The organism is Raoultella sp. T31 (assembly GCF_002806725.1).
In the GTDB taxonomy this organism is placed as follows: Bacteria; Pseudomonadota; Gammaproteobacteria; order Enterobacterales; family Enterobacteriaceae; genus Klebsiella; species Klebsiella electrica.
In genome coordinates this window covers 20,523-34,364 of sequence record NZ_PIBO01000030.1, presented here as the reverse complement: position 1 = coordinate 34,364, position 13,842 = coordinate 20,523, and the positions used below count along the sequence as shown (strand labels likewise).

Below are 13,842 nucleotides of genomic sequence, written 5' to 3'. Positions count from 1 at the left end.
TTGTTGGCAAAATCATCAGTTGTTAATTGATATTTGTCAGTTAACCCACCAGCTTGCTGCAGATAATCCCAATGACAAACAGTAGGTTGGTCAACAGCGCGGCTTTTACCGTGCGTTCCAGCATCGGGCGCATTGCCACCGGTTCGCGCTCGCGCATCACAAATCGCGCCTGCTTCACCAGCAGCGGCGTGGCGAGCAGGAACAGCCAATCCCACAGACTATGCAGAGAAATCAGAGTAAACAGCGCCAGGCACAGCGGCGCGCCGATGAGCAGGCAGGTATGATAGCGGCGGGCGTTGAGCGGCCCCAGACGTACCGCCAGCGTGTTCTTGCCGTTCTCCCGGTCGCTATCGATATCGCGCAGATTATTGATATTCAGCACCGCGGCGGCTAGCAGACCACAGGCGGTGGCGGGCAGGAAAATGGTTGCTTCAATCGTGTGGGCCTGGAGATACCAGCTCCCTGCGACGCTGAGCCAGCCAAAGAATGCCAGCACCGAGATATCGCCGAGGCCGATATAGCCATAAGGCCGGGTGCCGACGGTGTAGGTGATCGCGGCGATAATTGCTACGCCTCCCAGCACCATAAAACCAATAAAATCGGCCATCGTCTGCCAGGCACAGAACAACAGCGCCAGTCCGGAGAGGCAAATCAGCACCACGGTGACAATCAGCGCGCGCTTCATCTGCGCCTGGGTGATGGCCCCTTTTTGCATGCCGCGTAGCGGCCCGATGCGGTCAGGTTTATCGCTGCCCTTAACGGCATCGCCATAATCGTTGGCCAGGTTGGATAAGATTTGCAGCAGGCCGGCGGTGATCAGCGCCAGCAGCGCAACCCAGGGATCGAAGTTCCCCTGCTGCCACGCGAGCGTCGTACCGACAACGATGGCGGAAAAGGCCAGCGGTAGCGTTTTTGGCCGCAGGCTTTCCAGCCAGGCCTGGGTTCGGTTTATCGGTTGTTCAGTCATAGGTTCCGGCCAATAAAAATGGGGCTATACCCGTCATCCTTCAAACTGCCTCTTTGTTGGCCTCGCCCGCTCAACCCGGTCACTTACTGGAATAAGCTCCCGGGATTCTCAGGCTAGCCGCCTCGACGCAGCGTGAATGATTTTGTGTATCTATAGCCCCATCTATAGTGATGAAAATATATTGGACCGGATTATAGGATAAAACGGCTCAGATCTTCATCTGCCACCAGTACATCCAGATGTTTACCAACATATTCCGCATCAATCGTGATGCTCTGACCGTTCATTTCGCTGGCGTCGTAGGAGATATCTTCAATCAGACGCTCCAGCACGGTGTGCAGGCGACGTGCGCCGATGTTTTCGGTGGTTTCGTTAACCTGCCATGCCGCCTGCGCAATACGCTTGATGCCATCTTCCGTAAACTCGATGCTGACGCCTTCGGTCGCCATCAGCGCTTTATACTGAACGGTGATGGAGGCGTTCGGCTCGGTCAGGATGCGCTCGAAATCTTCCGTCGTCAGCGCTTTGAGCTCGACGCGAATCGGCAGACGGCCCTGCAGTTCCGGGATCAGGTCAGACGGGCTGGCCACCTGGAATGCGCCAGAGGCGATAAACAGAATATGGTCGGTTTTCACCATACCGTGCTTGGTCGACACCGTGCAGCCTTCGACCAGCGGCAGCAGGTCGCGCTGTACGCCTTCGCGAGAGACATCCGGGCCGGAGCTGTTGCCGCCGCGCTTACAGATTTTGTCGATCTCGTCGATAAACACGATACCGTGCTGTTCTACGGCGTCGATGGCATCTTGTTTGAGCTCTTCCGGGTTGACCAGCTTCGCCGCTTCTTCTTCAATCAGCAGCTTCATTGCGTCTTTGATTTTCAACTTGCGCGGTTTTTGCTTCTGGCCGCCCAGGTTCTGGAACATCGACTGCAGCTGGCTGGTCATCTCTTCCATGCCCGGAGGGGACATGATTTCCACGCCCATCGGCGCGGCGGCGAGATCGATCTCGATTTCTTTATCGTCGAGCTGGCCTTCACGCAGTTTTTTGCGGAATGCCTGACGCGCAGCGGACGGTTCCTGAGTCTGTTCAGCCTGGCCCCAGTTATTTTTTGCCGGCGGGATCAGCACATCAAGAATGCGCTCTTCCGCCAGTTCTTCCGCACGATAGCGATTTTTATCGATCGACTGCATGCGGACCATTTTGATCGCCGCATCGGTCAGGTCGCGGATAATCGAATCCACTTCTTTCCCGACATAGCCCACTTCGGTGAATTTTGTGGCTTCTACTTTGATGAACGGCGCGTTGGCCAGCTTCGCCAGACGACGGGCAATTTCCGTTTTACCCACCCCGGTCGGACCGATCATCAGAATGTTTTTCGGCGTGACTTCGTGGCGCAGCTCTTCGTTCAGCTGCATACGGCGCCAGCGGTTACGCAGCGCGATAGCGACAGAACGCTTCGCCGCGTCCTGACCGATAATATGTTTGTCGAGTTCGCTGACAATTTCGCGTGGGGTCATTTCAGACATGGGAGATCCTTACGCTTTAGAGGATAATTCTTCGATGGTGTGGAAATGGTTGGTATAAATGCAGATATCACCTGCAATATTCAACGCCTTCTCTGCGATATCGCGTGCGCTCATCTCGGTATTTTCCAGCAGAGCGCGGGCAGCAGCCTGAGCGTAGGGACCACCGGAGCCAATAGCAATCAGGTCGTTTTCTGGCTGCACCACGTCACCGTTGCCGGTGATGATCAGCGAAGCGTTTTCGTCCGCCACGGCCAGCAGAGCTTCCAGTTTGCGCAGCATACGATCGGTACGCCAGTCTTTCGCCAGTTCCACGGCAGCTTTGACCAGGTGGCCCTGATGCATTTCCAGTTTACGTTCAAACAGTTCAAACAGCGTGAAGGCGTCGGCGGTGCCGCCGGCGAAGCCCGCGATCACTTTGTCGTTGTAGAGACGACGCACTTTTTTCACGTTACCTTTCATGACGGTATTGCCAAGCGTGGCCTGGCCATCACCGGCAATAACCACATGGCCGTTACGGCGAACACTAACTATTGTTGTCACGAGCAGACCCCTTGGTTACAAAAACGAAATAGGGGCCCCGCGCTTCACGCGGGGCAGAATGCAATTATAGATGGGGGGGATTTTTAGGGTTTCAACCCCTGGCGGCGAGACGAATGCAGTTTGCGTGTCCGGCCATCTTCAGGCGAGTGATCATATCGTTGGCGCTCTCTTTGCCTTTCAGCGGCCCAATCACCACGCGATTCCAGCCATTGTTGGTGGTAATGCGTGAGGAGAACCCTTCAAACGCCAGCTGGGCCCGCACGGTTTCCGCCTGTTCTGCGCCTTTAAAGGAGCCGCACTGAATCATCCAGCTACGATCGTCTTTCTTTTCCGCCGCCGCTTTCGGCGCCTCTTCAACGCGAGTGACCGGCGCAGCCGCCTGGGCTTTAGGCTGCGCGGCGGTGTGCGCAGGCGTCTGCAGCAGATCCTGGTACGGTTGCTGCGTCGAGGCGGTTTGTTTCGGCTGCTGTACCGGTTTTGGCTGCGGGGACGGCTGTTCAGCAACGCGCTGCTGCGCGCGCGGCTGTTGTTGCACCGGCGCCTGCTGCTGGGTTTGCGCCCACTGTTGTTGAGCCTGCTGCTGTTGTACCTGCTGTTGCGCCAGACGCTGACGCTGCAGCGTTTGCTGGCGCTGAGCCGGGGTTTGTTCGTTCCACGGCACCTCGGTCAGCTGGGTCGGCTGCTGGCGCATATCCGCCTGCATTTGTGCCAGCAGCTGGCGCTGTTCATTGGTTAACTGCTCGGGTTTCATCACTTCCCCGCCAGCCGTCGGTTCAGTTGGCGCGCGTACGCCTGGCTGGCGACTTTCCAGCTCTTTAATGTAGCGCCAGCGCTCTTCCGGTTTCGGCGGGAGGCCATTGCCTGCCGCCTGACGGTTTTGCAGCGCTTCCGCTTCTTCTTTTTTATGGTGCGTGATGAAGTACAGCCCACCGATAAAGGCCACCAGCACTGCCGCCGCGATCGCAACCATAGTGGGTGAAACCGCCGGAAGGCTGCTCTGTTTATTCCTTGAGCTTCGGGTATTACCCTTTTTGCGCCGCGAAGAAGCCGGTTGGCTGCGGCGTACATAATCTCGTTGTGCCACTATCGTTTCGCTGTTTTATTCGTTCGTCAGTCCGCCATGTTACTTAAGCGGCGGGCCTTTGACCAGAAGAGCAGGCCCGAAAGCCTGATGGTTATGCTCTGATTTTGCGTGTACTGCCGCGAACGATCAGTTCGCAGTCCAGCAATCGTGAACCGCTGTTCACATTATGACCATGTAGCTGATCCAAGAGCAGGAGCATTGCTTCGCGGCCAATATCAAAGCGCGGTTGCGCAACGGTCGTCAATGGCGGATCGCAAAATTCGGACAAAGAGATATTATCGAAACCGACAATCGACAGGTCGTCAGGTATCTTCAGGCCCCGGCGTTTTGCCAGCGACAGCGCCCCCAGCGCCATGATATCGCTATGGCAGAAGACCGCGGTCGGCGGCACCGGCAGCGCCAGAAGCTGTTCCAGCGCGTTGGCCCCAGCTTCATAAGTAAAGTTACCGCGAGCGATATAGTGCGGATCGATGGTGATCCCGCTACGGCGCAGCGCCTGCACGTAGCCCTGGAGGCGATAGTGGCAGAGCGGCATCTCTTCCGGACCAGCGATACAGCCAATACGCTGATGGCCCAGCTCGTGCAGATAATTCACGGCATTAAAGGCGGCAGTGAGGTTATCGATGTGCACCGTGGGCAGCTCCAGCTCCGGCGCAAATTCATTCGCCATCACCATCGGCGGCAGATTACGCTGTTCTTCTACCCCCGCGTCAAACGGCAGGCGGGAGCCCAGCAACAACATACCGTCGATCTGCTTGGTAATGATCAGGTCGATAAAGGTCTTTTCCTGCCGGTTCTGGTGGGCGCAATCGCCGATCAGCACCAGATATCCCTGTTCCGCAGCGGTAATCTCAATGCCGCGGATAATCTCGCTGAAAAAGGGATCGCAAATATCCGGTACGATGACCAGAATTGTACGCGACTCGTTACGTTTCATATTGCGTCCGAGCGACTGCGGCAAATAGCCGACTTCAAGCGCCGCCTGCTCCACCCGGTTACGGGTAGTCTGAGAAACCTTATCGGGATTCATTAACGCTCGGGACACGGTTGCCGTTGAAACGTTAGCCTTCAGGGCGACATCTTTCATTGTGGCGGCAACCACCTGTTTTTTGGGCTTCACCTGTTTTCTCCTCGCTCACTGGCGCAGGCACTTCCTTTGTGTACTGACATCAGCAACATTTTTAGCAGATAGTCGATGTAGAGAGTTACAGAATTTTCATGAAAAACGTGATGGTTGTTAAATTTTTTCGATCCGTTTCGCAAGAGAAGGCTTAACCTTCAATAGGATCGACGTCCAGAACCCATTTTACCTTGCGCGCTTCCGGCAGCGTATTGATCAAGGCGAGCGTACCGCTGACGATATGCTGCAAGCGAACGCGCGAAGGGTGCTGGAGCAGAATTTGCCAGCGCCAGCGGCCCCCGCGCTTGGGCGCCAGCGCCGGAACCGGGCCCAGCACCCACAGTTTGTCATCGGCCAGCGGACTGGCCTGCAGTAAATTACGCAACTGCTGCAGGAACAACGGCGCCTGCTGGTTGTTATGATCTTCGGCACGAATCAGGACATGGCTGGTCCACGGCGGCAACTGCATGGTCTGCCGCTCTGCCAGCGCCTGTTCGGCAAAGGCGTCGTAGCCTTTATACAACAACGTTTGCAGCAGCGGATGTTCCGGGTGGTGGGTCTGCAAAATCACCTCGCCCTGTTTACCCGCGCGCCCTGCGCGGCCAGAGACCTGGGTATAGAGCTGAGCGAAGCGTTCGGCCGAGCGGAAATCGGCGGAAAACAGCGCGCCATCGACATCCAGCAGCGACACCAGGGTAACGTCCGGGAAATGATGACCTTTGGCCAGCATTTGGGTGCCGATCAGGATGCGTGCGCCGCCGCGATGGATATCGGAGAGGTGCTGTTCGAGCGCGCCTTTACGGCTGGTGGTATCCCGGTCGACGCGAGAAACCGGCACGCCGGGAAACAGCGGCGCCAGCGCCTGCTCCAGCTGCTCGGTGCCCAGCCCGACCGGCACCAGATGCGTTGAGCCGCAGGAGGGGCACTGGCGCGGGATCGGACGCTGGCTGTCGCAGTGGTGGCAGCGTAAATGATGCTGTGCCTGATGCAGGGTGTAGTAGCTGTCGCAGCGCGGACACTCTGCTATCCAGCCGCAGTCATGGCACAGCAGCGCCGGGGCGAAACCGCGGCGGTTTAAAAACAGAATCACCTGATTATCGGCCTGCAAATGCTGACGCATGCGGCTAATCAGCGCCGGGGAGAGTCCCGCCTGCAATTGCTGTCCTTTCAGGTCCAGGACATGCTGTTGCGCCGGACGGGCGTTACCTGCGCGCTTTGTCAGCTTCAGCTGGCGATATTTCCCCTGGCGGACATTGTATAACGTCTCCAGCGCCGGGGTTGCCGAGCCAAGAATAATCGGGATTTGCTCGCTATGGGCGCGCCACACCGCCAGATCGCGGGCGTGATAGCGCCAGCCTTCCTGTTGCTTATAGGAGCTGTCGTGTTCTTCATCGATAACGATCACGCCCAGGTTTTTGAATGGCGTGAACAGCGAGGAACGCGTGCCGATGACGATGGCTGCTTCGCCGTTTTTGGCCTTCAGCCACGCGGAAAGCCGTTCGCTGTCGTTGAGACCGGAGTGCAGGACTTCAACCGGCGCGTTAAAACGCTGACGGAAACGGGCGATAGTTTGCGGCGTCAGGCCTATTTCCGGCACCATCACCAGCGCCTGTCGGCCTTGTGCCAGCACATTTTCCAGCACGCTGAGGTAAACTTCCGTTTTCCCGGAGCCGGTAATCCCCGCCAGCAGCCAGGTTGAAAAACGGTCCGATGCGCTGTGAATCGCCCCGACGGCGGTGGCCTGCTCGGTGTTGAGGCGCAGCCGTTCGCCGGGTACAGCAAAGTGGGTTCGCCAGTCGGTGAGGGCGGGCGCTTCGCTTGCCAGCTCGCAAAGCCCTTTCCCACGCAGAGCCTGCAGCGCCGCGTCGTTAAACGCCAGCTCCGCAACCTGGTGACGCCAGATCTTCCCCTGACGCAGCGCGGCCAGAGCCTGCTGCTGCTTCGGCGAGCGTTTGAGGCTGTTGATATCGACGGCCTGGCCCTGCTCGGTAGCGAACCAGTACCATTGCGGCGCCGCGCTGGCCGGTTTCCCCTGGCGAAGCATGATCGGCAGGGCGTGGAACAGCACATCGCCGATGGGATGGTGATAGTAGTCGGCTGCCCACAGCAGCAGTCGCCAGACAGCGGAAGAGAATACCGGCTCGGCATCCAGCGTGTCGATGACCGGCTTGAGCTCATCCAGCGGCAGCTCACTGCGTTCGCTGACGGCGGTTACAATCCCGATACGCTCTTGCTTACCGAACGGCACGCGCACGCGGCAGCCCGCTTTGACCGGCATTCCCTCAGGTAGCAGGTAGTCAAAGGTACGGGGCAGCGGGACGGGCAGGGCAACGTGGGCGACGGGCATGTCATCTTCCTGACTTGAAATCTGGCCGGTTAGTATACACATTGTGATAAGGGCTCGCGGATCAGTTTGCATATGCTGGTCAAATTCTGTATGATTCGCCGCCTTTGGTGCGCTTCGTGCAGCATCAGAATCTATTACCCGGGGATTGCGTTTAGCGGAATTGCGCCGGGAAATTATTAACATCGCGTGGTGTCTGGCGTTAGGGCTGGAAGAGCGACGCGGCCTTAACTGAGGTTCTCCCATGAAAAAAGATATTCACCCGAAATACGAAGAAATTACTGCTTCTTGCTCTTGCGGTAATGTCATGAAAATCCGTTCTACCGTAGGTCACGACCTGAACCTCGACGTGTGCGGTAAATGCCACCCGTTCTACACTGGCAAGCAGCGTGATGTTGCGACCGGTGGCCGCGTTGACCGCTTCAACAAGCGCTTCAGCGTTCCAGGCACCAGCAAGTAAGTTGCCGGAAGAAAAAGCCGCCCACGGGCGGCTTTTTTTGTTTTTGTCGTTATGCCCGGTATGCAGATTCAGGGTGGGCAGAGACGAAAAAAAGGCGGAACATCGCTTCCGCCTTTTTTATTGTCTCAGTATTCCCACGTATCCGGGTCGATACCCATCTCGCGCATAATCTGTTTCGCCGCTTCCGGGATCTCATCGCTGCGCTCTTTACGCAGGTCTTCATCGTTGGGTAACGGTTGACCGGTAAATGCATGCAGAAACGCTTCACACAGCAGTTCGCTATTGGTGGCGTGGCGCAGGTTGTTGACCTGACGACGCGTGCGTTCATCGGTGAGGATCTTCAACACCTTCAGAGGAATGGATACCGTAATTTTTTTTACTTGCTCACTCTTCTTACCGTGCTCAGCGTATGGGCTGATATATTCGCCGCTCCATTCAGCCATGAGATACCTTTAATCCTCTAGTCATAAGTTAAGGGCCAGAACCCTGGGTCCAGGCCATAATTGCGCGTAGTTTACCGTAGCGGGGGCGTTCTGACATCCGATAAGCCCCAGCAGAGATGCGCTAATGCATATAATTTTAACGGCTATTCTCTATTTGCTCAATCTATACGCAAAGAAGTTTAGATGTCCAGATGTATTGACGTCTATTGTGACAATGATTACTCTGGTGCCTGACTTTTCACCGACTCAGCCCAGGAACTGCCCAACATGACGCGTAAACAGGCCACCATCGCAGTGCGTAGCGGTTTAAATGACGACGAACAATACGGTTGCGTTGTCCCGCCGATTCACCTTTCCAGTACCTACAACTTCATCGACTTTAATGAACCTCGTGCCCACGACTACTCCCGCCGCGGTAACCCTACCCGCGATGTAGTGCAGCGCGCGCTGGCGGAGCTGGAAGGGGGAGCGGGCGCCGTTCTGACCAATACCGGCATGTCGGCGATTCTGCTGGTGACGACCGTATTCCTGAAGCCTGGCGATCTGCTGGTGGCGCCTCACGACTGCTACGGCGGCAGCTATCGCCTGTTTGATAGCCTCGCGAAGCGCGGCTGCTACCGGGTACTGTTTGTCGATCAGAACGATGAGCAGGCGCTGAGCGCGGCCCTGGCGGAAAAACCGAAGCTGGTGTTAGTCGAAAGTCCAAGTAATCCATTGCTGCGCGTGGTGGATATTGCGAAAATCTGCACGCTGGCTCGTGAAGCGGGAGCGGTGAGCGTGGTGGATAACACCTTCCTGAGCCCGGCGTTGCAAAATCCGCTGGCGTTGGGAGCCGATCTGGTGCTGCATTCGTGCACAAAATACCTGAACGGACATTCTGACGTGGTGGCCGGTGTGGTGATTGCGAAAGATCCGGCTCTTGTCACCGAACTGGCATGGTGGGCGAATAATATCGGCGTGACCGGCAGCGCATTTGATAGCTACCTGCTGCTGCGTGGTTTACGTACGCTCTCTCCGCGTATGGAGGTCGCACAGCGCAATGCGCTGGCGATTGTCGACTATCTGAAAACCCAGCCGCTGGTGAAAAAACTGTATCATCCGTCTCTGCCGGAAAATCAGGGGCATGAGATTGCTGCCCGTCAGCAAAAAGGTTTTGGCGCGATGTTAAGCTTTGAGCTGAAGGGCGATGAGCAGACGTTGCGTCGTTTTCTGAGCGGATTATCGCTGTTTACGCTGGCCGAATCGCTGGGGGGCGTAGAAAGTCTGATTTCGCACGCTGCGACGATGACCCATGCAGGTATGGCGCCTGAGGCGCGCGCGGCAGCGGGGATTTCAGAAACGCTTCTGCGTATTTCGACCGGTATTGAAGATGGTGAAGATTTAATTGCCGACCTGGAAAATGGCTTCCGGGCGGCAAACGAGGAATAAACATGAGTGTGAATGCGCAGGCAGGGACGAAGGGTCGTCAGCTGCACAAATTTGGTGGGAGTAGTTTAGCGGATGCGAAATGTTACCTGCGCGTCGCGGGGATCATGACGGAATACTCGCAGGCCGGCGACATGATGGTTGTCTCCGCCGCGGGCAGCACCACCAACCAGCTGATTAGCTGGCTGAAGCTCAGCCAGACCGATCGCCTTTCTGCGCATCAGGTACAGCAGTCGCTGCGCCGTTATCATCAGGAGCTAATCGCCAGCCTGCTGTCGGCAGAAGCGGCGGATACGCTGATCGCGTCGTTTATTCACGATCTTGAGCGTCTCGCCGGCTTGCTGGATAGCGGCGTGACCGATGCGGTATACGCTGAAGTGGTCGGCCACGGCGAAGTGTGGTCCGCACGTCTGATGGCCGCGGTGCTTAACCAGCTGGGACTGGAAGCGGCATGGCTTGACGCGCGCAGCTTCCTGCGCGCCGAGCGCGCTGCGCAGCCACAGGTGGATGAAGGTCTGTCTTATCCGCTGCTGCAACAGCTGATGGCGCAACATCCCAACAAACGTCTGGTGGTGACCGGCTTCATCTCGCGCAACAACGCCGGGGAAACCGTCCTGCTGGGGCGTAATGGTTCTGACTATTCCGCTACCCAGATTGGCGCCCTGGCCGGGGCGTCTCGCGTCACTATCTGGAGCGACGTGGCCGGGGTTTACAGCGCGGATCCGCGTAAGGTGAAGGATGCGTGCCTGCTGCCGCTGCTGCGCCTGGATGAAGCCAGCGAGCTGGCGCGTCTGGCGGCCCCGGTTCTGCACGCCCGTACCCTTCAGCCGGTCTCCGGTAGCGATATCGATCTGCAGCTCCGCTGTAGCTATACGCCTGAGCAAGGCTCCACGCGCATTGAGCGCGTGCTGGCGTCCGGTACCGGCGCACGTATTGTGACCAGCCATGATGATGTCTGCCTGATTGAGTTCCAGGTGCCCGCCGGGCAGGATTTCAAGCTGGCGCACAAGGAACTGGATCTTATCTTTAAACGCGCCCAGCTGCGCCCGCTGGCGGTGGGTGTGCATGCTGACCGTAAGCTGCTGCAGTTCTGCTACACCTCGGAAGTGGCCGACAGTGCGCTGCGCCTGCTCGATGAAGCCGGTCTGCCGGGCGAGCTGCGCCTGCGCCAGAAGCTGGCGCTGGTGGCGATGGTCGGGGCGGGCGTCAGCCGTAACCCGCTGCACTGCCACCGTTTCTGGCAGCAGCTGAAAGGGCAGCCGGTGGAATTTACCTGGCAGTCCGAAGAGGGAATTAGTCTGGTGGCGGTGCTGCGCGCAGGGCCGACGGAAAGCCTGATTCAGGGCCTGCATCAGTCCCTGTTCCGGGCAGAAAAGCGTATTGGCCTGGTCCTGTTTGGTAAAGGCAATATCGGTTCGCGCTGGCTGGAGCTGTTTGCCCGCGAACAGAGCACGCTCTCAGCCCGCACCGGCTTTGAGTTTGTCCTCGCCGGGGTGGTGGACAGCCGCCGCAGCCTGCTTAACTACGAGGGGCTGGATGCCAGCCGCGCGTTGGCCTTTTTCAACGATGAAGCCGTTGAGCAGGATGAAGAGTCGCTATTCCTGTGGATGCGTGCTCATCCCTATGATGATTTGGTGGTGCTGGACGTGACCGCCAGCGAGCAGCTGGCCGATCAGTACCTCGATTTTGCCAGCCATGGTTTCCACGTCATCAGCGCCAATAAGCTGGCCGGCGCCAGCAGCAGCGACAAATACCGTCAGATTCACGACGCGTTCGAGAAAACGGGTCGTCACTGGCTGTACAACGCCACCGTTGGCGCGGGTCTGCCGGTGAACCATACCGTGCGCGACCTGATTGACAGCGGCGATACCATTCTGGCGCTGAGCGGTATCTTCTCCGGCACCCTCTCCTGGCTGTTCCTGCAGTTTGACGGCACCGTGCCGTTTACCGATCTGGTCGATCAGGCCTGGCAACAGGGGCTGACGGAGCCGGATCCGCGCGTTGATCTGGCGGGAAAAGATGTGATGCGTAAGCTGGTTATCCTTGCGCGCGAAGCCGGTTATGACATCGAGCCCGATCAGGTGCGCGTGGAATCGCTGGTGCCTGCGCACTGTGAAGAGGGCTCTGTGGATCACTTCTTTGAGAATGGCGAAGAGCTGAACGAACAGATGCTGCAGCGCCTGGAAGCCGCCCGCGAGCTGGGGCTGGTTCTGCGCTATGTGGCGCGTTTTGATGCCAACGGAAAAGCGCGGGTTGGCGTTGAAGCCGTCCGCGAGGAGCATCCGCTGGCGGCCCTGCTGCCGTGCGATAACGTTTTTGCCATCGAGAGCCGCTGGTACCGCGATAACCCGCTGGTCATCCGTGGACCGGGTGCCGGTCGCGATGTGACCGCTGGCGCCATTCAGTCGGATATTAACCGTCTGGCGCAACTGCTGTAACCCTGCCTCTGCCCGAGACCAGACCGGCGTCTGGTCTCGAAGTTTCACTGCGCCGCAAAAACTTCTTTGGCGGCGAACAGGCCATTTAAGGCCGCCGGGAATCCGGCATACACCGCCATCTGCATGATAACTTCGATAATCTCCTCCTGCGACAGGCCGACGTGCAACCCGGCGGCAATATGCACTTTTAGCTGCGGCGCGGCATTGCCCAGCGCGGTTAAAGCGGCAATGGTGGCGATTTCACGGCTGCGTAAATCGAGCCCCGGTCGGGCGTAAATATCGCCAAACGGGAATTCAATCAGGTAGCGGGCAAAGTCCGGGGCGATGGCCTGCAGGCTTTTAACGACGGCATCGCCGCCTTTGCCGTCAACGCGCTGCAACATGTCGAGGCCGGTGGTATAACGCTCTGATGTCATGATCTTTCCTCATAATGATAGTGTATTGGCAGGAAGGTTAGAGGCGTTAACCGGACTTGAGTAATACCCTTTTCGTGATACCTTTCAGGTATGACAAATTTACGCTTACAGACTCTTGATATCCGCCTGCTGCGCTATTTTGCCGTGGTGGCGGAAGAGAATAATATCAGCCGGGCGGCGCAGCGGTTGTTCATCTCGCAGCCGCCGCTGAGTCGCCATATCCGCCATCTGGAAACGCTGCTGGGCGTGACACTTTTTGTCCGCCATACCAAAGGGCTGATTCTTACCGCAGAGGGTGAGCGGGTGCTGGAGCTTATTCGTCCGCTCCTGGCGCTGCAGGAGGCGACGCTGAGCGCGCTAGGTCAGCTGTCCGATGACCGCCAGCAGCCTTTACGTCTGGGGCTGACGACCGCTTTTGAGCAGGGTATCTTTGCATCTCTGGAATCGGCGTTGAGCCGCAAGGTCAGTGCGCTCTCCCTCCTTCGCCGCGCTTCGCCCGCCCTGGCTCAGCAGGTGCGCAAAGGCAAGCTGAACGCCGCGCTGGTTGCGCTGCCGCTGAATGCCGATGGATTAACGCTTTCTCCTTTGCCCTATCATGAATCGCTGATTGCGGCGCTACCCGCGTCATGGCCGGAATCTACAATTCCCCGGCTGGCTTTAGAAACCCTGAATCACCGGCCGCTGTTTTGGTTCCGGCGCGAACGTAATCCGGCCTTTTTTGACGCAACCCGGCGTATTTTTGAGCGTATTGGCTACGTGCCGGCGTATGTGGAGGAGCCCGCTGAGCATGACGTTCTGCTGGCGCGCATCGCACGCGGAGAAGGGATGATTTTGCTGCCAGCGTCATTTGCCGCGATACAGCGTCAGGGGGTGGTATTTCATTCGCTGGAGGGGACTCGCTTGCGTTTGTCGCTGGGATTAGTGACGCGGCCGGAAGATGACGCTCTGCGCGCGTGGTTGCTGCCGTTTATTGAGGAATCATTATTTTAGCGTGGAGTGAGATGAAATCATCTCATCTTCACTGAATATTCCTCACTCTTTACGCTGATTTTTCTATTGACGCCCGGGCACTTTTCCGT

General features: G+C 57.7%; 12 protein-coding genes. 4 read left to right on the top strand and 8 right to left on the bottom strand.

Translation table 11 applies throughout. The features are described 5' to 3' along the window. Positions 1 to 40 precede the first annotated feature (40 nt). The 6 genes from menA to priA all read right to left on the bottom strand — a co-directional run bounded on the left by menA (position 41) and on the right by priA (position 7,584). A complete protein-coding gene (gene menA / locus CWM52_RS18355) occupies positions 41 to 967 on the bottom strand; it encodes a 1,4-dihydroxy-2-naphthoate polyprenyltransferase (RefSeq protein ID WP_100685419.1) in 927 nt (308 codons plus the stop codon). Between the two features lie 191 nt (positions 968 to 1,158). Continuing rightward, positions 1,159 to 2,493, bottom strand: a complete 1,335-nt coding sequence (gene hslU, locus CWM52_RS18350) for an HslU--HslV peptidase ATPase subunit (protein WP_100685418.1) — start codon at positions 2,491 to 2,493, stop codon at positions 1,159 to 1,161. A gap of 9 nt (positions 2,494 to 2,502) precedes the next feature. After that, positions 2,503 to 3,033: an ATP-dependent protease subunit HslV gene (hslV, locus tag CWM52_RS18345; RefSeq protein ID WP_100685417.1), complete on the bottom strand. Its 531-nt coding sequence runs from the start codon at positions 3,031 to 3,033 to the stop codon at positions 2,503 to 2,505. A 91-nt stretch (positions 3,034 to 3,124) separates the two neighbouring features. After that, on the bottom strand, positions 3,125 to 4,117 hold the full coding sequence (gene ftsN, locus CWM52_RS18340; protein ID WP_100685416.1) for a cell division protein FtsN: 993 nt from the start codon (positions 4,115 to 4,117) through the stop codon (positions 3,125 to 3,127). 91 nt (positions 4,118 to 4,208) lie between these two features. After that, positions 4,209 to 5,237, bottom strand: coding sequence for a DNA-binding transcriptional regulator CytR (gene cytR, locus CWM52_RS18335; RefSeq protein WP_100685415.1), 1,029 nt, complete (start codon positions 5,235 to 5,237; stop codon positions 4,209 to 4,211). A 151-nt stretch (positions 5,238 to 5,388) separates the two neighbouring features. Continuing rightward, on the bottom strand, positions 5,389 to 7,584 hold the full coding sequence (priA, locus tag CWM52_RS18330; RefSeq protein ID WP_100685414.1) for a primosomal protein N': 2,196 nt from the start codon (positions 7,582 to 7,584) through the stop codon (positions 5,389 to 5,391). A 241-nt stretch (positions 7,585 to 7,825) separates the two neighbouring features. On the opposite strand from priA, the gene rpmE reads away from it, so the two are divergent. Continuing rightward, the gene (rpmE, locus tag CWM52_RS18325) at positions 7,826 to 8,041 is read left to right on the top strand and encodes a 50S ribosomal protein L31 (protein ID WP_004869403.1); all 216 of its coding nucleotides are present in this window, start codon (positions 7,826 to 7,828) and stop codon (positions 8,039 to 8,041) included. Positions 8,042 to 8,166: 125 nt separating this feature from the next. On the opposite strand, the gene metJ is transcribed toward rpmE, so the two are convergent. Continuing rightward, positions 8,167 to 8,484, bottom strand: a complete 318-nt coding sequence (gene metJ / locus CWM52_RS18320) for a met regulon transcriptional regulator MetJ (RefSeq protein ID WP_004869405.1) — start codon at positions 8,482 to 8,484, stop codon at positions 8,167 to 8,169. A 267-nt stretch (positions 8,485 to 8,751) separates the two neighbouring features. Here metJ and metB point away from each other — a divergent pair, with 267 nt between their 5' ends. Beyond that, entirely contained in the window at positions 8,752 to 9,912 is a 1,161-nt protein-coding gene (metB, locus tag CWM52_RS18315) for a cystathionine gamma-synthase (protein WP_100685413.1), read from the top strand. A 2-nt stretch (positions 9,913 to 9,914) separates the two neighbouring features. Beyond that, positions 9,915 to 12,347 carry a bifunctional aspartate kinase/homoserine dehydrogenase II gene (locus tag CWM52_RS18310; RefSeq protein WP_100685412.1) on the top strand — a complete coding sequence of 811 codons (2,433 nt, stop codon included), beginning with the start codon at positions 9,915 to 9,917 and terminating at the stop codon, positions 12,345 to 12,347. A gap of 44 nt (positions 12,348 to 12,391) precedes the next feature. On the opposite strand, the gene CWM52_RS18305 is transcribed toward CWM52_RS18310, so the two are convergent. Continuing rightward, entirely contained in the window at positions 12,392 to 12,763 is a 372-nt protein-coding gene (locus CWM52_RS18305; protein WP_100685411.1) for a carboxymuconolactone decarboxylase family protein, read from the bottom strand. A 90-nt stretch (positions 12,764 to 12,853) separates the two neighbouring features. Between CWM52_RS18305 and CWM52_RS18300 the strand changes: the two genes are divergently transcribed. Beyond that, a complete protein-coding gene (locus tag CWM52_RS18300) occupies positions 12,854 to 13,753 on the top strand; it encodes a LysR family transcriptional regulator (RefSeq protein WP_100685410.1) in 900 nt (299 codons plus the stop codon). The last annotated feature ends 89 nt before the right edge of the window (positions 13,754 to 13,842 follow it).

Coding starts and splice junctions, on each gene's coding strand:
- hslU (WP_100685418.1), bottom strand. CDS start 2,493: ATGTCTGAAATGACCCCACGCGAAATTGTCAGCGAACTCGACAAACAT.
- priA (WP_100685414.1), bottom strand. CDS start 7,584: ATGCCCGTCGCCCACGTTGCCCTGCCCGTCCCGCTGCCCCGTACCTTT.
- CWM52_RS18310 (WP_100685412.1), top strand. CDS start 9,915: ATGAGTGTGAATGCGCAGGCAGGGACGAAGGGTCGTCAGCTGCACAAA.
- CWM52_RS18300 (WP_100685410.1), top strand. CDS start 12,854: ATGACAAATTTACGCTTACAGACTCTTGATATCCGCCTGCTGCGCTAT.
- menA (WP_100685419.1), bottom strand. CDS start 967: ATGACTGAACAACCGATAAACCGAACCCAGGCCTGGCTGGAAAGCCTG.
- metB (WP_100685413.1), top strand. CDS start 8,752: ATGACGCGTAAACAGGCCACCATCGCAGTGCGTAGCGGTTTAAATGAC.
- rpmE (WP_004869403.1), top strand. CDS start 7,826: ATGAAAAAAGATATTCACCCGAAATACGAAGAAATTACTGCTTCTTGC.
- metJ (WP_004869405.1), bottom strand. CDS start 8,484: ATGGCTGAATGGAGCGGCGAATATATCAGCCCATACGCTGAGCACGGT.
- CWM52_RS18305 (WP_100685411.1), bottom strand. CDS start 12,763: ATGACATCAGAGCGTTATACCACCGGCCTCGACATGTTGCAGCGCGTT.